Origin of the sequence: Sphingobacterium corticibacter (assembly GCF_003076635.1) — a bacterium.
GTDB lineage: Bacteria > Bacteroidota > Bacteroidia > Sphingobacteriales > Sphingobacteriaceae > Sphingobacterium > Sphingobacterium corticibacter.
The window spans coordinates 952,147-972,467 of record NZ_QDKG01000001.1 but is presented as its reverse complement, the minus strand read 5'-3'; the positions used below and the strand labels follow the sequence as shown (position 1 = coordinate 972,467).

13 protein-coding genes are annotated in these 20,321 nt (G+C 42.3%); 6 read left to right on the top strand and 7 right to left on the bottom strand.

The features are described from left to right. The first annotated feature begins 10 nt into the window (after positions 1-10). The 3 genes from DC487_RS04120 (at position 11) to DC487_RS04110 (ending at position 1,789) form a co-directional block, all read left to right on the top strand. The gene (locus DC487_RS04120; RefSeq protein WP_116774654.1) at positions 11-892 is read left to right on the top strand and encodes an MORN repeat-containing protein; all 882 of its coding nucleotides are present in this window, start codon (positions 11-13) and stop codon (positions 890-892) included. 117 nt (positions 893-1,009) lie between these two features. Continuing rightward, entirely contained in the window at positions 1,010-1,489 is a 480-nt protein-coding gene (locus DC487_RS04115) for a hypothetical protein (RefSeq protein ID WP_116774653.1), read from the top strand. Positions 1,490-1,513: 24 nt separating this feature from the next. After that, entirely contained in the window at positions 1,514-1,789 is a 276-nt protein-coding gene (locus DC487_RS04110) for a PLD nuclease N-terminal domain-containing protein (RefSeq protein ID WP_116774652.1), read from the top strand. A 101-nt stretch (positions 1,790-1,890) separates the two neighbouring features. On the opposite strand, the gene DC487_RS04105 is transcribed toward DC487_RS04110, so the two are convergent. The 6 genes from DC487_RS04105 to DC487_RS04080 form a co-directional block, all read right to left on the bottom strand. After that, positions 1,891-3,762 (bottom strand): RagB/SusD family nutrient uptake outer membrane protein, encoded by a 1,872-nt coding sequence (locus tag DC487_RS04105; protein WP_116774651.1) that lies wholly within the window; start codon positions 3,760-3,762, stop codon positions 1,891-1,893. 18 nt (positions 3,763-3,780) lie between these two features. After that, positions 3,781-7,092 carry a TonB-dependent receptor gene (locus DC487_RS04100; protein ID WP_116774650.1) on the bottom strand — a complete coding sequence of 1,104 codons (3,312 nt, stop codon included), beginning with the start codon at positions 7,090-7,092 and terminating at the stop codon, positions 3,781-3,783. Positions 7,093-7,215: 123 nt separating this feature from the next. Then, entirely contained in the window at positions 7,216-8,355 is a 1,140-nt protein-coding gene (locus DC487_RS04095) for a FecR family protein (protein WP_116774649.1), read from the bottom strand. Positions 8,356-8,405: 50 nt separating this feature from the next. Beyond that, positions 8,406-8,984 carry an RNA polymerase sigma factor gene (locus DC487_RS04090; RefSeq protein ID WP_116774648.1) on the bottom strand — a complete coding sequence of 193 codons (579 nt, stop codon included), beginning with the start codon at positions 8,982-8,984 and terminating at the stop codon, positions 8,406-8,408. A 193-nt stretch (positions 8,985-9,177) separates the two neighbouring features. Continuing rightward, positions 9,178-10,092: a helix-turn-helix domain-containing protein gene (locus tag DC487_RS04085; RefSeq protein ID WP_116774647.1), complete on the bottom strand. Its 915-nt coding sequence runs from the start codon at positions 10,090-10,092 to the stop codon at positions 9,178-9,180. 42 nt (positions 10,093-10,134) lie between these two features. After that, positions 10,135-10,971: an SDR family NAD(P)-dependent oxidoreductase gene (locus tag DC487_RS04080; protein ID WP_116774646.1), complete on the bottom strand. Its 837-nt coding sequence runs from the start codon at positions 10,969-10,971 to the stop codon at positions 10,135-10,137. Positions 10,972-11,622: 651 nt separating this feature from the next. On the opposite strand from DC487_RS04080, the gene DC487_RS04075 reads away from it, so the two are divergent. From DC487_RS04075 to DC487_RS04065, 3 genes are all read left to right on the top strand, one after another. After that, positions 11,623-14,862: a SusC/RagA family TonB-linked outer membrane protein gene (locus DC487_RS04075; protein ID WP_116774645.1), complete on the top strand. Its 3,240-nt coding sequence runs from the start codon at positions 11,623-11,625 to the stop codon at positions 14,860-14,862. Between the two features lie 27 nt (positions 14,863-14,889). Beyond that, entirely contained in the window at positions 14,890-16,329 is a 1,440-nt protein-coding gene (locus tag DC487_RS04070) for a SusD/RagB family nutrient-binding outer membrane lipoprotein (protein WP_116774644.1), read from the top strand. Between the two features lie 179 nt (positions 16,330-16,508). Further along, positions 16,509-17,375 (top strand): GLPGLI family protein, encoded by an 867-nt coding sequence (locus DC487_RS04065; RefSeq protein WP_165799012.1) that lies wholly within the window; start codon positions 16,509-16,511, stop codon positions 17,373-17,375. Between the two features lie 18 nt (positions 17,376-17,393). Here the strand turns inward: DC487_RS04065 and DC487_RS04060 are convergent, their stop codons facing one another. Beyond that, entirely contained in the window at positions 17,394-20,075 is a 2,682-nt protein-coding gene (locus DC487_RS04060) for a hypothetical protein (protein WP_116774642.1), read from the bottom strand. Positions 20,076-20,321: the final 246 nt, after the last annotated feature.

Here is a 20,321-nt window from a genome sequence, read left to right as displayed (position 1 = left end):
CAGACAAAAAATGACAACAGCACAAAAAGTGATTGGAGCATTAGCGATTATTTCAGTTTTGCTCTTTGGAAGCATTATTTATGTTAGCTCCCAAAACAGGGAATTGCGGGATAAATTAACAACGTTAGAAGCTCATTACACAAACCAAGAGCTGGCAGACAGCGCTATCCACAACCCAGTACAATCCATCGATGAGATGGTATTCTCTGGGCAATATGCTGATGCGCTGCAAAAATATCAGGACCTACAGCAGAAGAAAACATATTCCGTGAATGATGCGGATCTAGTTGCTAGAATATCGGTCGTACGAAGTTTGATTGCCAATGCCGCATCTTCTCGAGTCGACAAACCAATCCAAGCGGCACGTGATAGTATTGCCAAACCAACCACATTGGTCGACCGTGAGGATCTGGCAAATACATCAAGTAATAAGAATAAAGATACTGACAGTCTTGAAAATAAGATCACTGAGCTAAACCGAAGATTAAGCGCTAGAGAAAGAGCTTTGGAAGAGAAGGAACAACTCAAAGCGATGGCAATCCAAGGCCCGACTGGCCAAACGATTCAATATGTAGGCGATACTAAAAACGGTATGGCACACGGCACAGGAACTGGCGTATGGGATGCATCTGGCGGGACATATAACGGCGATTGGCAACAAAATAAACGACATGGATATGGCGTATATAACTGGAAAGACGGTGTGCGTTATGAAGGCGAATTCCGACAGGATAAAAGAGAAGGTAAAGGCTCCTATTACTGGCCAAGCGGTGAGCGCTACGTTGGCCTTTGGAAAAACAATCAAAGACACGGTCACGGGGTTTTATACGACAAGGATGGCAATGTAAGCTACGATGGAAACTGGGAAAGTGATAAGCCTAAGCGTAAGTAATGAAAAAGCCCCACAATAATAAACTCGCGATAAGCGATCACAGTCCGTAGAAACATTTGGCCAGGTTTATGCTAATGATCCTATAAAGTTTATTTTTTCACCACTTAGATCTTACATATGAAACTTTATTTGGGAATTGCTGGATTCTTAATGACCATGATATCTTGTCAACAAAATGGCAGCGATTCACACAAGGGCGACAGTATGAATGAGACAGATAGCTCTTCTACATCAACGCATACTTTAAATGATGGCCACTACTGCTATATCCTAACAGAGGGAAACAATAATCAAGATACCACAAAGGTGCATTTTGTAATCAACACAAATGAGGTGACTGGCGAAATGGACTGGTTACCATACGAGAAAGATTCGCGTAAAGGCACAGTCCAAGGAAATATCAATGGAGAGCATGTTGATGTAAAATGGGCGTATATGCAAGAAGGTATGAACGACACGCTGCACCTTCAATTTAGATTGACTAGCGGCATGGAATTATATCAAAAACCGCTAAAAGTAAACACCAATAATCAACGAGAAGAGACGGACGAGTCTGCCGACTATTCAGTAAAATATGCAGCGGTAGATTGTAAATAATTAACCTACTATATTAAAAAATTTATGAACACACCAAACCTACTATTCATTAATGTTGGCTCAGCAGAGCTTGTCATTATCATTGCGGCTATAATTGCGATCTTATATCTGCTGATCGCGATCTTTCAAATTCTAAACAGAGAGACAGGTGTATCAAAGATTCTTTGGATCTTGGTGGTACTTTTCTTTCCGTACTTAGGTGCAACAATCTATTTCATCTCTAGCTACCTTGACCGCAAAAAACGTAAAGAAGAAGAGCGTATGATACGTCAGGATGCTGAGCGGAGAGATCTTTTGTAGATTGGCTTTTAAGCCTTTCAAATGTAAACAGTAAAGCCGTCATTCATGTAACAAGAGTGACGGCTTTACTGTTTATTAAATGACTATACTAAACTACTATCCTAATCCCAGAAAGGATTTTGAACCAGATTAGGATTTTTATCTATTTCGGACTGAGGGATAGGATACCAATAGTTTTTGGCGGTAAACACGCGACGTTGATAGACAGATCTTTTGAAAAAAGCTCTCGGATTGCTCGGACTATCATCTCGCTCGGTTCCAGAGAAATTCATGCCGAAGAAATTGCCGTTGAGTGCCGTTTCGCCAATTTTCCATCTTCTAACATCTCTATATCGAATACCTTCATTGTTTAATTCCACACGTCTTTCTCTTCGGATGGCTGCACGCATTTGCTCTTGCGATGCAGGAGCGGGTAGTGCATTAGCACCGGCACCATACTGAGGTATACCAGCACGTACACGTATCATATTGACATACTTCAAAATATCAGGATTACTTGGTTCTACCTCATTCAGCGCTTCTGCATAGTTCAAATACGCCTCACCTAGACGATATAGTATACCTGGTCGGTAAGGATTCGTTCCATTACGCGGATCATGATTAGGATGCACTTTTTTGCGCAACAAGTAACCATTTTGTGGTGCATCGTGCGTAGGCCCACCATCCCAATTACCACTGTAAAATTGCGTGGTACGATTTTCTCGACGAAACCAAGCGCCATTGTACAGCACAGAAATGTAAAATCGAGGTTCGCGTTTGGTGTACATATTAAATGTACCAGCCAAAGTCACTTTGCCATCACCTTTAGATTCTACCCATTGTGTATTTCGCACCTCATCACTTTCCGAAAAACCATTTTCCGTGTAGCCAGACTGTGGATCATCAATAGGCCGACCATTTTCCATGAAGAAGGCATCTACTAATGATTGTGTAACTCCCATACCACCATTTCCACCGGTACCGCGAGGTTGCGCATGTCTGTCGTATTCCCACACGTTGGATTCTGGACGCGCAAATAAGATTTCCGTATTTCCGTCTTGCGGACGGCGAAACATCATATTCTGATACGACAGAAATGGATCTACACTACCATCTGGATTATATTCCACGTATAATTTGTGTCCCGCAGATTCCGCTCTGTCAATCAACAATTTGCTTGCTTCTACCGCTTTGGTCCATTTATTCGCATCGCGCGCACTGCTATAAATCTCGACACCATCTTTGTTGGTAAACCCGTTGTAATCTGCATTGCCATTGACCAATGGACTTGCTGCAAACAGTAGGAAGCGCGCTCGAACTGCCAGGCACATAATGGCGGTGGCACGTCCATATTTTTGCGCATTGCTATAGTTGTTTGGCAGCAGTTGCGAGACATCCAGTAATTCTTGATCGACCCACGCGGCCACTTCATCGAAAGGAGTTTGACCAATCATCAATTCTTCCTGACTCGCTGTAGGATCCGTCAATCCTAACTGAAATGGAATCGCACCATAGGTTTCAAGTAATAGAGAGTAGTAATAGGCGATCATAAATCGCGCTTCTGCTTTCATCAATGCCACCTCCTCTTCTGTAACTAACTGTGCTGGATTGGCTTTTACATTATCTAAAAAGATGTACGCAGAGCGAATGCGTTTAGGCAGTTCTACCCAATAATTTGGTCCCCAAGAACTACTTGGATTCCAGTTTCCAGTCTGCTTTCCAATAACGGTCCAGCCAAATTGTTCCCAACCCGTTGATGGTGCCATATCGTCGGAAAGTGGATCTAATTCGATATCTCTCGCATAACCCCAATATGGATCAGGAATATTACTGTATATACCTGCAAGCCAATCTTCGGTGCGTGTTTTATCATTGAACACCATTTCTAAGGTAAGCTGGTCGTCGGGCATCCTATCCAAGAACTTCGAACACGATGTGGAGACCAAGGCCAATGCAGCACACAGTACTTTTAAAGTATAATTTATCGCTTTCATAATGAGCTGTTTGTCGGATTATTTAAAATTCATTTCTAGACCAAAGGATACGGATTTCATGATCGGATATCGAAGGCCATTGTTCACGCCAAGTTCTGGATCCCACAATTTGAAATCGGAAAAGGTCAGCAAGTTGTTGCCGCGTGCAAAGACACGGAAATTGCGAATATGGATCGGATCTAACCATTTGCTTGGCAAGCTGTAGCCGAGCTCTATATTGCGCAAACGGATAAAACTCATATCGCGTAGCCACCAAGTCGAAGCCATATTATTATTGGCACTTTGGTAATCGGAAAGGCGCGGATAGAAAACATCCTGACTGGGGTTTTCTACCGTCCAGCGATCATCCACATTGGTATACATATTGCCCATGGCACCATTGGCACTTCCTGGGATAAAATTCGATCCTCCGATAACGCGATAGCTATTGCCAATGCCTTGTAAGAAGAAGCCAAAATCCACTGATTTGTAGCGTAGATTAGCACCAAAGCCAAACACGATCTGAGGATCTTCCGTACCACCGATATCCGTCATGTCTAGCGCATCGATAACGCCATCGTTATTCAAATCGCGGTATTTGATATCGCCGGGGCGCACAGGACCAAAGGTGTGTCTCGGAATTCCATCGCGGAGCACATTGTTTTCTACATCTGCAAAATCCGCTTCCGTGAATAGTCCTTCATCCATTAAGCCAAACAACTGCCCTACCGGTTTGCCCGTAGAAGAGCGCGATGTACCGATGACCACACTAGGCTCATCTTGCTCAATGATTTTATTCTTCACGTAGGTAAATGTTCCGCGCATTGACAAAAATAGATCTTCGCTAAGCGCTCTATTGACATCCAAGGAAAGATCGATACCACGATTTTTTACACGACCATAATTAGCCCACGGCAATGCGGTGAACCCGCTCGATCCTGGGATAGAGCGCCGTTGCATAAAGATATTGCTGCGATCTTCGTTAAAGAAGTCGACCTGTAAATCCAGCGCATTCCATAGTCCGAGCTCAAATCCAATATTGGCTTTAGCCACCGTTTCCCAAGTAAGATTTAAATTGCCTTGGTCACCTTCCATACGTCCTGCTCTTCTGAAATCGTTATCCAGACCCCACGAATAGCCGTTCCCTTGATTAATAGTCGTAATGTAAGCGAAACGTCTTCCGTCCAATCGATCATTACCTACCAAACCGTAAGATCCGCGCAATTTCAACTTGGTAAAGGTATCTTTGGCTTGTTGCATAAATCCTTCTTCGGAAATAAGCCATCCTAACGCAAATGAGGGAAAGAATCCAAAACGCTTGCCAGGAGCAAAGTTTTCGGAACCATTGTATCCGAAGTTAAACTCGGCAATATATCGGTTGTCATAGTTGTAGGAGAATCGACTGGCGACACCTTGATTGCGGTAAGGCAGCAAATCCCCATTATCATAATTGCGCTGGTTGTACAGAAAAAGCGCATCTACATTATGCTTACCGAACATACGATTGTAGGTTATGGCGCCTTCCATGTATACACTTTTATCGCCCCATTCAGAGTCGGTGTCGTACCCCAAGAATTCTTGTCCGTAGCTATCAATGACTAATTGCAAATTGCCATTCTCATCACGCCCTACGGCGGGATTGTAGTAATCGGGGCTTTTGCTACGAATCACCGAATTGTTCGCGTACCGATCAAAGGAGAATAAACCACGCGCTTTCAATCCTGAGAGAAAGAATTTCAAATCCTGCTCTACCGAGAAAAGTGACTCGATCTTACTTGCGCTAAAACGTTCATAACCACGCTGCGTAGCAAGTGCCCAAGGATTGGTACGAGATGGCGTACGAGGGATTTCACCGGAAGAATAAATCGTAGGGTGTACATACGGCGGAATGACGAAGGCTTGAGAAAATAGCTCATCGACACTTTGTGGTGCACGACTGCGATCTTGTAGATATCCGCCAATATTGAGCCGAAACAGTGTTGTCGGGCTTACATTTACATCTACATTCGAGCGTACATTATACCGATTTAATTTGGAAGAGGAATCCCATGATTGTGTGCGATCTCGTTCAATTAATCCGCCCTCGCTAAAATACGAAGTCACTAAGGAGTACCGCAACACATCTGATCCACCATTGACACTGACATTAGCTCTAGAATTTTGCGCGCTATTCATCAGAATTTCGTCGAGCCAATTCACATCTGGATACAGATCTGGATCGACGCCATTACGAATATTGTCTAAACGTTCTTGACTATAAAGCCCCTCCTCGCCTCGCTCTCGGCGGATGCTATTCATCACCTCCAAATAATCAGCTGCGCCGATAAATTCTGGCAATTGCGTGGGCGATGTGATCCCTTGCTCAAAGCGTGCAGTCACGGTCGGCTTGCCAATTTTTCCGCGCTTCGTGTTGATTAAGATGACACCATTCGCTCCGCGAACACCATAAACCGCGCTTGCAGCAGCATCTTTTAATACGGAGAATGATTCAATCTCTTCCGGATCCATATTATCGAGCGAACGCTCTACTCCGTCTACTAAAATAAGCGGATTGCGATTGCCTCCAAATGTGCTCACCCCTCGAATCCAAAAGTTGGAGTTATCGTATCCTGGTTCGCCAGATCGCTGTACCGCGATGACACCAGCTAATTGCCCCGCTAGATTGTTGCTCATGGAGCGAGAAGTACTCATTTGCAAATTGCGTGGTTGTGTGGTGCTGATGGCGCCAACAACCGACGCTTTGCGTTGCGTACCAAACCCAACCACCACAACCTGATCTAAAGTACTTGTGCTATCTTCGAGCGCAATGCGATAATCTGTACGCGTATCGAGCGCCACGGTCTTCGATACGTATCCGAGAACCGAAATACTCAAATCGGTATCTACAGAGGATACGCGAAGCGAAAAACGCCCCGATTCGTCTGTGGTGGCTTGCCGGCGGCTGATGTTGGAAATGATGGTCGCATTTGCCAATGGCTTCTGGTTTTCGTCTACGATCTCCCCTCCGATCAAACGATTTTGCTGCACATTGGTATTTCGAGCGGCTCGCCGTATGATGATCGTCCGATCTTTGAGTGTATAGCTCGCTCCCGTATTGGCAAATAACGTATGCAGCACCTCGCCTACAGGCGTATTTACAAATCGATGTGAAATTTTTTTACGATCATCAAAATCACTGGATGAATAGATAAATTCCAATCCCGTCTGGGCATTTAAGTCTTGGAATGCCTGCTTATACGTGATATTATTAAACGATATAGTGATATTTTCCTGTAAGATATTCGTAGTCAAGGCGTGACTACCGTAAGAATAAAATGGTAGCACACAAAAGCATACGATAATTCGTGCCATAGACAGTAATAGTCTATGTTTTTCAATAAACAATTGATACATTTGAAATAAATTGATTAGTCAAATAGTTAATTTTTTAGTACCCAAGGGTATAGGTTAGGAATGTTGCACCATTCCTAACCCTTATTTTAAGCCAACATAAATCACTCCTTTCTTTTCATAATAGGTTATTGTATTTGTCATCTGAATGATATCCAGAATATCCTCTAATTGCTTATAACGGCTTATAATACCGGTAATTGGGAGATTTTGCACAGACTTTTGCACCACGATATCTTTCCCGTACCATTCGGACAGTTCGGTCATTACATCGCGTAGCGGTTGATCGTCAAAGTAGAATTGCTGTTTGCGCCAAGCCATCAGCTTTTGTTTATTTGCGCCAGCAGATGCTACATAGATACGTGGGTTATCTGCTGCGACAAAGCCAGTCTGGCCTGGTCGCAGAAGCACCTGATCGTGGCTGGTATGATGGCTCAACCGAACGCTGCCTTCGTGCAGATGTACGGAGTGTTCTGCACGAGAGTTGGCATCGACCGTAAAGACTGTTCCCAAGACAGCGACTTGTTGAATTGCCGTCTCTACGAAAAATGGAATATTGCGTCCCAGCCGTTCCATTTTGGCGACATCGAAAGACACTTTCCCTTCCATGCGCAATTTTCTAACGGGGGAAGCTTCATTCCATTGGTAAGCGATTCGCGCGCCCGACGCTAGTCGCGCTATGGTTCCGTCGGACAACAATACAGCGAAAGCGGTCTTCGTTGGATTCGTTATAATTAAGCTATCCTCAGCATGCGCTGATTGCATAGCTGATAGATCTAACACTTTCTCCTCATTCAGCGCAAGGTAACGCGCCTCTTTGGGTACACTATCTAACAAATTGGCGTATTGCAAGTTGCCTACAGTTAGCGTTGGGCCATTTTGTGTTTTTTTGCCAGCGGCGAATGAATGATCGTCGAACCATCCACGCCAATTAACCATCGTCGAAAACGTCAGAAAAATTAATAAAATAGCGGCCGCTGGCATAAATATTCGTCGAAAAGGATATTTAACCGTTTGTTTCCCAGCGAGCTGCCGATCGATTTCCTTTTTCATCTGGCTTTTAATCTTGCTGAGATCCGATGTAGGCCGATTATGTGCTTTAGCTTCAACTTGGTCAAAGAATTTTTCTACCAACTTCTGCTCCGCGCGCGTGGCTTTACCACGCTTGTAGCGGGAAAAAATAGACAGTAGAAAGATCTTGACTAAATCTCTATTTCGAAACATCAGAAGTCGGTTTATCGATGGTTATTAACTATTAGTCGTAACAACCGAACCTAACTCCCAAATAAAAAAAATAAAAAAATGTAAATAATTTTTTCGAGCAGTAGTTTCAAGGATGTTTTGGAAGTCAATATTTGGTTTTGAATCGTTTTGACGGAAACATCTAGCGCGGCGCTAATCTCTTTGGTCGATCTTCCTTCCTCAAATTGCAATCTGAATATTTCGCGGCGTTTCTTCGGTAGTTTCGCCATCCAGTGGTCGATTGCCGCCGCGTATTCCTTTTGGAGCAGTTTGCTATCCGATGCCTCTCCGTCTACAATATCATCTATGAAATACTCCAGTGATTCGAATCGCGCACCCGCTTTACGAAAGCGATCAATCGCTTTAAAACGCACCGCTTGCTTTAAATAGGTATGTACGTGAGCGATCTGCTTTTCCGAACGTTTGCACCAAAGATCGATGTATATTTCTTGAATCAGGTCTTTTGCCAAATCATCATCTTTGAGCATCCCATATGCGGTATGGAAGAGGGATTCCCATGTTCTATTGTAGATTTCATCAAACGCAGATTTATCATTCTGCTGGGTAAGCAGAAACAGTTGTTCAAGACTGTCATATTGATAATTCGGCATCGGTAGATAGCTGGTTAGATAATAATGCGTCGAGCAATTTATAAAATATTAGCTCGAAACGCAAAACTCAGCGTGCTAAGTTCTACCTATTACCATGATTTATCTGAAGAAACTTGTATTCCCTAGCGTCACTTGCACGTATTTTATAAAAAAATAGAATAGCACAAAACATGATATCTTAACAGCAATAAGATCAATTAAAACCTGCTCGAAATTCTAGTGGACTTTGCTTTGTTTTACTTTTGAATACTTTATTAAATGATTGCGGATGCTCGAAGCCGAGTTCGTATGCTATTTCTGCAACGGACAAAGATGTCGTGCTTAATCTCATTTTGGCATAGTCAATCATTTTCTTCTGTATATGCTGTTGGGTACTTTGCTGGGTATATATCCTGAGCAAACTTCCTAAATAGTTCGCGGAAATATGCAGTTGAGCAGCGACATCATTCACCGTCGGCAAACCATTCTTACCCAGGTTGTCGGGTATGAAGTGTTGTACCAAAATTTGCTCAAAGAGGGTAACCAGTTCTTGGTTAGACTTTTTTCGGGTGGTGAATTGCCGTTGGTAAAAGCGTTCTGAATAGATGAGCAGTCTTTCGATCTGTTTTATGATCAAGTCCTGACTAAATTGATCGATGGGCGATTGATATTCTCGCTCGATGCTTTCCATAATCTCTACGATCACGGCTTCTTCCTTATCCGAAAGAAACAATGCTTCGTTTACGGCGTACGAAAAAAACTCATACGAATTAATTCTGGTAGCCAACTCACTGTGCCACAAAAAATCAGGATGTATCAGCAGCAGCCAGCCTGAAGGTTCGACTTGAGCGTCGGGGTTCATCTCAATTTTAAGAAATTGATCGGGCGAGCAGAATGATAGCAAGCCCGAATCAAAATCATAGTGTTGCTGTCCGTAGTTGAACCGCGCATTGACATTTCTTTTGAGACCAATAGAATAAAATTGCTGAATCCACTTTAATGCATGATCATTCACTGGGTAATTTACTTTACTGTAATCGATCAAGCTAATGAGCGGATGCTCCGGCTTTGGCAAACCGCAGAAAGTATGAAACTCACTCAGTGAATGAAAGTGAAAGGTATTATCCATCGATCTAAAAATACTACTTTTTACGTATTCAATTGCAGTTCGTTAAAATCCGGTGGAGAAAGTCAACTCTTTCCATTTCTCCGTCTCTTGCTGCAAAAGATTGATCTTCTGCTGCACCATTTCGTAAGCATCAGCACCCATTACCAAATGCACAGGCGGATTGTCTAATTGACTTACCTTAATCAGCAATTCGATTCCTTTTTGAGGATCATTTGGCTGATTGCCATTAATTTCCTGTAAGTGCTGCGCTTCACTTTCTCTAGCAGACACATAGGCGTCTAAAGGAGTGGTTGGAGTTTTTGCCGATCCAGCGGTTAGAAATTCGGTACGGAAATAACCCGGATAAACTAAGGTAGTATGCACACCGAAAGGTTTCATCTCCACAGCGAGCGCTTCGGTAAAACCAGCGACGGCAAATTTGGTAGCGCAATAGATTCCAAAAGCTGGAAAGTTGCCCACTAAACCACCAATGGAGGCAATGTTGAAAATGTGTCCAGATTGTTGCTGGCGCAGATGCGGCGCGGTGTGTCGTATCACATTTAGAGAGCCGAATACATTGACATCAAAGTTTGTCCTAGCTTCTTCGTCCGACAGCTCTTCCAATGCGCCGATCTGACTATAACCGGCATTGTTAACCACCACATCGATACGACCAAATTGATCTACCGCCTTTTGTACTGCTTCTTTGACCTCCTCATCATGGACAATATCCAATTCTAGTGGCAAAAAGTTCTCATGTTCTCCAATGGCATCCGTTAGCGAGCTGTTGCTCCTAGATGTGCCGACCACATTGTACCCTTGTTTTAAAAGTTCTATCACCAACGTTTTTCCTAAACCTTTGGAAGCTCCCGTAACAAACCATACTTTTTTCGTTTCCATCTTTATTTTGTTTTAATTTCTGATAGAACAAAGGTTGGTAATTCGGGGATTTACGAAGTAGCCCTATCCGTGGAGATTGTAGCCAAATCGTGGACGAGACATTATAATTATTCATAAAGTCACCTCGAAACAACCATAAACCATATTCAAAAAATATTCTTAAATAAACTACTAAATATATAGATTAAATATACTATAATTGCAAAATCATAACTACGAGAAACAATTATTAAAGTCGACAGGAATAATCAAGCAAAATCGTCATATATAAAACTTAAACACCCATAACACATACATAATAACGGTGTATTTTTTATTTAATTAATGTTAAAAATACGTGAAATTCAATTTTATCATTAAAAATGAATATTTAATACACATATTTACATATCTACCAAACCAAACAATAATTAAACAAATTATTAACAATAAAAAAAACACCAAAACAACTACAAATAGTATTTATAAAAACTTATAATTGAAAATAGTCTAGCAAAAATTAACATTACATAATTATTAAGATCATTAAAAATAAATAAATGACTAAAAAAGTCATATTAGAACTTTTTTATCAAAAAAAACAGAAATAATAGCACAAAAAAATTTTACACACACCAAATAATTAATCATTTACTTAACTAAACAACAAGCATGAAACAAAAACTACTCAGTTTTATTCTTTTGCTCGCTTGTCTCTCGACAAGTCTCTACGCACAAGAGCGACAAATCCGGGGAAATGTTACCGGTAGCAATGGCACTGCATTGGCCGGAGTCAGTGTTAGTGTCTTGGGAAGCAGCCTAGCGACCCAAACGGATGGTAACGGAAATTATAGTATTCGCGCAGAAAACGGCAAAACTTTAGTGTTTTCGTATGTGGGATACACCGGAAGGCGCATCGAAATCGGTACTCAAAGCACAGTCAATGTCACTTTAAGTCTTGGAACTGAATCCCTAGAAGAGATTGTAGTAACGGGAGCTTACGGGATCCAAACTTCTGCCCGATCGACGTCTTACAACGCACAGGTAGTAAATCAAGACCAACTCAATCCGATCCGACAAACAAACATTAACAATGCCTTAGCTGGTAAAGTAGCGGGTCTACAAGTGCGAAGCCAATCGGCAGCAGCACTTGGTCGAGAAACATCGATCCGCCTACGCGGTGAAAGCGGCTTAGGGTCTGGAACCGGCGTTATTTATGTGGTTGATGGAACTATCTTACCAAATTCTAACGACATCAACTTAGATGACGTAGAAAGTGTAACCGTATTGCAAGGTCCTGCTGCATCAGCATTATTTGGATCTCAGGGTGCTGGGGGTGCAATCGTTATGACTTTGATTAAAGGAAAATCTACACCAGGCGTAGGTATCAACGTAAATATTGGCGCACAATTCGAGAAACCATACATTCTACCAAATTATCAGAATTTGTATGCGGGTGGTACTAATGATCAATGGCGCACCTACACGTGGCAACAAGGCCATCCAGAAGAATGGAGAGCGCTAGACGGTAAAATATACAAGGACACATATGATGACGTAAGCTGGGGTCCACGTATGGATGGATCAGAATATATTCCTTGGTACGCTTGGTACCCTGGGCACGATCGCTCTTTCCAGACGGCCAATTTGACGGCAAACCCGAATAACATCCGAGACTTTTATGAAACTGGCGTCACCTTAAACAACGGTATAACATTCCGTCAAAGCACAGAAAAGCTCGATTTTAAAGTAACATATAATAACCAATATGTGAACGGCCTGATTCCAGAGAGTTCCTTAAAACGCAACAATATCAACGTTGCCTCGGCATATCGCGTAACGGACAAATTTGAGATCGGAACAAATATCAATTATATTAATGGACAGCTAAATGGATTTATAAGTGACGACTATGGTAACTCCGCTACCGGCGCTTTTAGCCAATGGATGCACCGTGATCTGGACTTTGGCATCTTGGAGGAACTTCGCGGATTGAACATCAATGGTATCTATGCAAGTTGGAATAGACCAAATCCTACCCAGTACAATCCAGCTAGTCCAGACAACTTCTACAAAGGAAATTACTATTTTAACCCTTATACCTTCTTAGATTTCACCAAGCGTATTACCAACAACGATCGCTTGTTTGGAGATGTATACGCGAGCTACAAAATCATAGATGGTTTAACCGTAAAAGCAACTTATCGTAAGCAACAGAATACCACTTTCACAGAAGGTCGTGACTATAGTGAATTGCAGGCAAGTCATACGCAAGCGGGCATGTTCGCAGGTTATAACACGAATAACTCGTATGCTAACCGTCAGAACTTAGAGTTCCTTGCTTCCTTCAACAGAAAGATTCAAGACTGGTCTGTGAATGCCAACGTTGGTACCGATTTCTTTTCTATGACTACGAAAGCAAACGGAGGAAATACCGTGCAAGGATTAGTTGTTCCTAATGGATTTTTCTTGAGCAATAGTCGGCAGACTCCAACCTTGACCAATCCAAGGACGATGGAAAAATACAATGCAATCTTCGGAACAGCAACAGTAGGTTATAAGGATATGGTTTTTGTAAACGGTACATTGCGTAATGACTGGTTCTCTACCCTACCGGCAGACAACAATGATGTACTATCTAAATCCTTCGGTGCATCCTTTGTGTTCTCGGACCTGCTTCCAGAAACCACCAAAGATTGGTTGAGCTTTGGTAAAGTTCGTTACTCGTGGGGTGAGATCCCGCAGGCATTAGGCACAACAACAAGTCCATTTGGTGCTTACCGATTTCCAGGCATGAACTACACGATCAACAACAATCAATGGAATGGTAACATTTTGATGCCGACACCAGATCAATTAGTGAATCCAAACATCCGTGGTGCCGTTGCAACACAACAAGAGTTAGGTATAGATCTAGAGTTTTTACGTAATCGTGTAGGATTGTCAGCGACGTATTGGGATGGTACTGAGGTAAACTTTCCTTTTGCACTGAGTATCAATGGTGCAAGTGGATATACGTCATTATTAACTAACATTGGTAAAATCACTAAGAAAGGTTTTGAACTACAATTGAGGGGAAGTCCAATCCGCACGGCAGAGTTCAACTGGAATGTGAATCTTACGTATTCAAAACTTATCAACAATGATGTTGTTTCGTTGAGCCCTGAGAACAACGTGACGCGTACTGGTGCGGTAGCGAACGTCGCTTTTGCCGCACTACCGCAGATCTACCACGAAGAAGGTAAACGTTGGGGACAATTAATTGGTAGCGGTATTATGCGTAACGAACAAGGTGTTCCAATTTTGGATGCAGCTGGCTATTACCAAAGACAAGACAACATTTCGTATGGTAGCGTCTTACCAGATTTTACCGGCGGTATCCAGAATACATTTACCTATAAAGGCTTTAATCTGGCATTCAATATCGATTATCAATTTGGCGGCAAATTCTCTTCTCTATCCAGCATGTTTGGTGCATTCAGCGGTGTGACACAACGCACAGCCGAGATCAACGATCGCGGATTTAATGTGAGAGATGCCGTTGAAGATGGTGGTGGTAAAAAGACGACTGGAGTAAATGCAAATGGTGAAGCGGTAGAATTCTACGTACCTGTTCGTACTTATTATGAGAATGCTTACGGACGCCGTACTACTGATGAGTTTATCTTCGATTTAGATTTCATCAAACTTCGTGAAATATCTTTTGGATATGAACTTCCAGCCAAGAAAATGAATCTAGAAAGATACGGCATACAGAATGCGAATATCTCTGTAGTAGGTCGGAATCTTTGGTTGATTCACTCTAAAACCGATGGCGAATTTGATCCATCCGAGATTAGTGGTATTGCGGGTGAAAGGTCGCAACTTCCTGGCACTAGAGGTTGGGGATTCAATTTGCGTGTAGGATTTTAGTAAGTCTAAATTTTAGAAAAGAAACACATGAAAAACATACATAAAATAATATTATCAGCATTTTTATTGAGTAGTTTATCCTCTTGTGATTCACTGAGTGATTTTGGCGACACAAATGTGAATCCTGGTGCAGTGACCACGCCAGTATACAGCGCACTGCTTACCAATGTACAATCAGGATTGGGCACTAGTTATGCATACGATCTGCGCAGCGGATTGTATGCACAATATTTCTCGGAAACGCAGTACACCGAAACGTCGCGTTACTCTGCTCCTCAATTATCATTTACGGGTTACTATTCCGGCCATTTAAATGATTTACAAAATATCATTGACAATAGCGGAAATGCAAACTTATCGGCTATTGCCACGATTTTGCAACAGTACATCTATCTATTTGTTACTAATATGTGGGGCGATGTTCCTTATTCGGAAGCATTGCGCGGCACAACGGCATTACTACCGAAATACGATAGACAGGAAGATATTTACAAAGGTATATTTCAAAAACTGGGTGAGGCGGTCGCCGCGTTCGACAATAGCCCAATAACAGGTGACGTTATTTACGCAGGAAATATAGATAGCTGGAGACGTACGGCCAATTCTATAAAATTGTTGGCAGCCATTCAATTATCGAAAAAAGTGCCTGCTACGAATGGTTTCGCCGCACAAGCTTTTCAAGAAGCATTAGCTGCAACTGGCGGCGTGATTACGACCAACGCACAAAACTTTAGAGTGGTGTATCCAGGTGGCAATTATCAAAGCGCTTACTTTGCGACGTACTTAACCAGATCAGATTATGCGGTGAGCGCAACATTGACGGATTTATTGAAATCATTAAGCGACAACAGACAAACGATCTATGGTGGTGCTAGCAATGCAAATGGTGCAGGAGCGACTACTTCATCGAGTATCGGTGTACCGTACGGACTGGAGCGTCCGGCAACCTTAGCATTTACAGAAGCTAATCCAACTTGGGCGAGAATTCTGCGCGGCGATAAGCGGACAGATACATCGCCAGTTTACCTAATCACGGCTGCGCAAGTGACATTAGCGCGAGCAGAAGCAGCAGATCTCGGATGGACGTCCGAAAGTGTGGCTACTTTATATCCGCAAGGCATCAGTTTATCATTCGAACAGTGGGGTGCGGCTTACAATGCGGCTACTTATTTAACAAATACGGATGTGGTGTTGACCGCGCCTGGCACCAATCAGCGCCAGATCGCTACACAACGATTTCTTGCCAGCTACCCAGATGGCGCGCAAGCGTGGAATATTTGGCGAAAGTCCGGTTATCCCGCTTTGACGCCTTCGCCAGCTCCGCTCACGCCTTCGGGACTTATTCCTCGTCGTTATGTGTACACAGATGCTGAATTATTGTCGAATCCAGAGAGCGCAGCTGCAGCAATTGCACTGCTTCCAGGAGGAAACAACCAAGATTCCAGAGTATGGTGGGATCAACCTTAGCCTGAGCTATAGTGTGTGATTATAGTTAATAATGAAGTTCTCGTCGCCTGGCGAGAACTTTTTTTATGTCCTACAGTGACAGACCAGTATATTTAAGCTATATTACTTAGGATTACGGATCTACAAAACTATCTAAACAGTTTGACAAGTTTGCCGTTTACCCTATGAAACCTCTGCTTATGACTCTTACACATTTCAAAACATTCATTTTGCTATTGGGCTACCTATCTAATGGATTAAGCTCGAACAGCCTACAAGCACAAGTAGCGCAATCACCATTGGTATTCGATACGAAATTGACTTACGAAGTTCGTTTTTTGGGCGATAGCACCGATTCGCAATCCGTTCGCACAGAGCTTACTCACTTATTGATAAATGATGCTACGTCGCTCTTTGAGTCTAGCCAAGCTGCCACAATGGATTCCATCAAATATCTGGTACAAGATGAAACGGAAAAGAAACGTTTGCGCGCGGCATCTAGTCAAGGCACTACGATTCCTTATAAGATCTTCAAAAAAGCAAACCGCATCACCACCTACGATATATTATTTAATAATCCAGAAAACACCAGCGGTATAGGATTCTATTATGATGAACCTCTTCCAGAATGGGAATTATCTACGGATACCGCTACCATCCATGGTGTACTGTGCCAGAAAGCGACCACTCAATTAGGTAATCGAGGATGGATCGCTTGGTTCACGACCGAAATACCGATCTCCGATGGGCCGTACAAATTTGGCGGACTTCCAGGCCTGGTGGTTCAAGTACAAGACAAGCAAGATCATTGGGTTTTTACGCTTCGTGATATAGCAAATGCGCTCAACTATGCATCTACATTACAAGGGCAGATGGACTTTGAACCACTTCGTAGCAAGCAAGCTTTCTTGGAGGCGAAGCGCGAATACACTGAATCCATCTTTGAAAAGGAAGAATTGCGAACGGGCAGAAAATACACGCCAGAAACCCGTGCCATAATCGAAAAGAGATTGCAGTCTATGATGAAGCTCTCTAGCAATTGGATCGAACTAGATTCATCCAAATAATGTTGATCGTTTTGATTTTTAAAACCTAAATTTAGTAGACACAATAAACTGTCGTGGTCTGAGTTCAAAACGGGACTGAATTAATTGGTAATCTGTTGTGATTTGTTGCACATACTCATTATTGTTGAGTAAGTTTTGCGCGATCAGTTCCACATCAATCTTGCGCTTACCCATCGTAATACGGTAAGTCGCATCGATAAAATATTGATCTGGCTGGCCGCTAATATTATTATGATAGTAAGAGTTGCTTAAGATGATAGTCTGCAATTCTGTTGGGTATACCAGAACCGTGAGATAATGATTATTGTAGAAAATACTATTGCTTCTGCCTTCGGCAAATGTATTAACCGTCTGCCCTATCGAAGTTTTGTATTCGCCACCAATCAAAGACGAGGCATTATTCATGATCTCCAAGTCAGCAGCGTAATGAAACGTTTTTTGCCTCGCCATCACATTGTTCAATAAATAGTCTGAACCAGACCAATTAGTTCGTCCATTGATCTTTACAACCGTTTTGGCCGAGGCGAAGAAATGTGACAAGCTACCCGATAAGCGGTGTTGTTGATTTTGACTTTCGCGGCTTGCGATGCTTGTACGCAACCGCCCCAGCGAATCTACCTGCGTTTCGTATATATAATCGCGTACGGCAACATCAAATCCGTATTGTAAATGAGCAAAATTGGCCTTTAATGTATTCTTGTAATTGTATCCTACGCTAGTACTCACGTTTTTCGTACCGAGCAGCCGTGCATCATAACGTTGGATATTGCGGTATTCGCCGATGATAAATCCATTGTAAAAATTGTCTAATCCACCAAATTGATTCCCACCGCCAACGCTAGCACTAAACTGATGTTTGGAATTTGCCACGAAAGTGGTATTCGCACGTGGATTAAAAGTATTACGCAATTCATGATCTAACGTCTGCACCCCTTGTTGGTTTACATTGTAATAGAAGAGGCTATATGGTATCGCCAAATTAAATTTCCATCGTCTAGCTTCAAAACCAATTCCCATATCCCCTCCGAATCGAATGTACGAATTGATCATATTATTCAAGAAATCGCCACCCACTATCCTATGATTATCGCCTTGTCCCAGCTCAATATCAGTCTGTAAATGATTGCGATTATAATCTAAAGATACCATGGGGGACAATCGAATCTTCTTCCATCGTCGGGTAAAACTCATATTATTCTTCCAATCCAATCCTTCAAATTGCACCGTTTGATGTACCCGATCAAAGGGATTGCCATCATTCAACAAATCTTCAAACTGACCAGGCATTACCTGTAGATGCTGCGGCGTTGTCCGCCATTCTAAACTAGAATTTATATTAAATAGCTGTTTGCCAATAAACCGTCCCATAGCCAACGAATTCTTAAATACTTCATCGGTAAATGCCGTTTGCTGACGAATAGGTGTATCGTCATTCAACAAGACTAAACCAAGATCACTATTCCAACGCTTGCGGTATTTTAGTACATTTCGAAGAAATATATCCTTCTCGTTTTTCTCGATGGTCGCTCCGAGATCCAAATTATTGATGCGATATCGGTTGTCCACCGCTTCGCTATTGACAATAGTTTCATTGGCTGTAAAAACTTGCGTCGCAGTAAAACCTGTCCTGATTTTAGTATCATCGTAATAGGCTATATTTCCTTTGATCTCCATATCATTACCCAACTTTTGCAGCACATTTGTACTAAACAAGAATATTTTATTATCCAACCATTTACGCTCTTCGAAACCAGGACTGGTCACATCACGTAAGCGAATGTAATTTGGACCTTCCGATATATTGACATCTTTGTTGGTGAAGTAAGCTCCTGTAGCACCCGTGTAAAATGCGCGCAGATCCTTCGCCACGTCCACGCCCACGTTGTTAGATTGAAAGGAATTGAGCATTTGAAACTTTTGCCCGAAGGTCATCGGCGTCACATTCACATCCCAAAGCGCTGGACTAGCCCCAATACCGATCTTTCCAGAACCTGTTGAGGTGAATCGCTTCAGCTCAAGATTGAGCGATGCTTGATCGGAAAACACGACAGAATCCAGTAATTTGATCGGTTGATCATTTTCCACTATCTGTATATTTCTCACGGCTTCGGCAGGTAAATTTTTATTAATCATAGCATACCTACCTTCCATCAAATCCAGATTATTCACCATGTATTTTTGAATAGGCTTACCTTCATAAAGTATTCTATCGCCCTCCATCTCCACACCAGGTAGTTTGCGGATAATATCGGCGATCACCCGATCTTGTGAAGAGGTAAATGCATCTACATTGTAATTAATGGTGTCTTTTCGTTTGAATATCGGTAAATTGGCAGCTTTGACTTCTTGAATTTCTTTGGCTTGTAGCGAAAGTGTATAGGTGTACTGCCCCGTTTTGTTGGCCACCACCACGGAGTATTTAGCATAACTCAGGTGATTAAACTCCAAACGAATACTATCGGCGTCCGTGATCTTGCTTTCCAGTTGAAAAGTACCATCGGGAGCTGATCGGGTGAAACCAACCAGAGCCGCACCGGTCACTCTTTTGTAGCCGACGGAAACATTTGAAACAGGATTGCTATCATCGTCGACCAACTTACCTGAGATGAAGACTTGTGCTTGGATAGCACGGCCTGAGAAGAGCAGCAAGATACACAGCAAGACGACTTTCATGACATAAGAGAAATGGTATAAAAACATATTTACTGGTCAGCCAAATCAAACGTCGCCGTTCATGCAACAATCGATGTTACCGAATGGCATGATACTCGGATGAAGAAATTTCATAGATATTGATTAGTTTCTAACTGAAAAAGAACATAGTATGTGCTACTCTCCAGTTATTACTGAGCTAATATATACAGATAATTTCACATTGTAGAGTAAAAGTAAATTATTCTACGGTTTTTCCGTAATTAAAAATATGATAGTAGTAAATCTTGATAA

What these genes read in the sequence shown, in the direction of transcription:
- DC487_RS04090 (WP_116774648.1), bottom strand. Translation starts at nt 8,984, where the DNA reads ATGCCGAATTATCAATATGACAGTCTTGAACAACTGTTTCTGCTTACC.
- DC487_RS04105 (WP_116774651.1), bottom strand. Translation starts at nt 3,762, where the DNA reads ATGAAAGCGATAAATTATACTTTAAAAGTACTGTGTGCTGCATTGGCC.
- DC487_RS04110 (WP_116774652.1), top strand. Translation starts at nt 1,514, where the DNA reads ATGAACACACCAAACCTACTATTCATTAATGTTGGCTCAGCAGAGCTT.
- DC487_RS04070 (WP_116774644.1), top strand. Translation starts at nt 14,890, where the DNA reads ATGAAAAACATACATAAAATAATATTATCAGCATTTTTATTGAGTAGT.
- DC487_RS04120 (WP_116774654.1), top strand. Translation starts at nt 11, where the DNA reads ATGACAACAGCACAAAAAGTGATTGGAGCATTAGCGATTATTTCAGTT.
- DC487_RS04095 (WP_116774649.1), bottom strand. Translation starts at nt 8,355, where the DNA reads ATGTTTCGAAATAGAGATTTAGTCAAGATCTTTCTACTGTCTATTTTT.
- DC487_RS04085 (WP_116774647.1), bottom strand. Translation starts at nt 10,092, where the DNA reads ATGGATAATACCTTTCACTTTCATTCACTGAGTGAGTTTCATACTTTC.
- DC487_RS04075 (WP_116774645.1), top strand. Translation starts at nt 11,623, where the DNA reads ATGAAACAAAAACTACTCAGTTTTATTCTTTTGCTCGCTTGTCTCTCG.
- DC487_RS04115 (WP_116774653.1), top strand. Translation starts at nt 1,010, where the DNA reads ATGAAACTTTATTTGGGAATTGCTGGATTCTTAATGACCATGATATCT.
- DC487_RS04100 (WP_116774650.1), bottom strand. Translation starts at nt 7,092, where the DNA reads ATGGCACGAATTATCGTATGCTTTTGTGTGCTACCATTTTATTCTTAC.
- DC487_RS04080 (WP_116774646.1), bottom strand. Translation starts at nt 10,971, where the DNA reads ATGGAAACGAAAAAAGTATGGTTTGTTACGGGAGCTTCCAAAGGTTTA.
- DC487_RS04065 (WP_165799012.1), top strand. Translation starts at nt 16,509, where the DNA reads ATGACTCTTACACATTTCAAAACATTCATTTTGCTATTGGGCTACCTA.
- DC487_RS04060 (WP_116774642.1), bottom strand. Translation starts at nt 20,075, where the DNA reads ATGTTTTTATACCATTTCTCTTATGTCATGAAAGTCGTCTTGCTGTGT.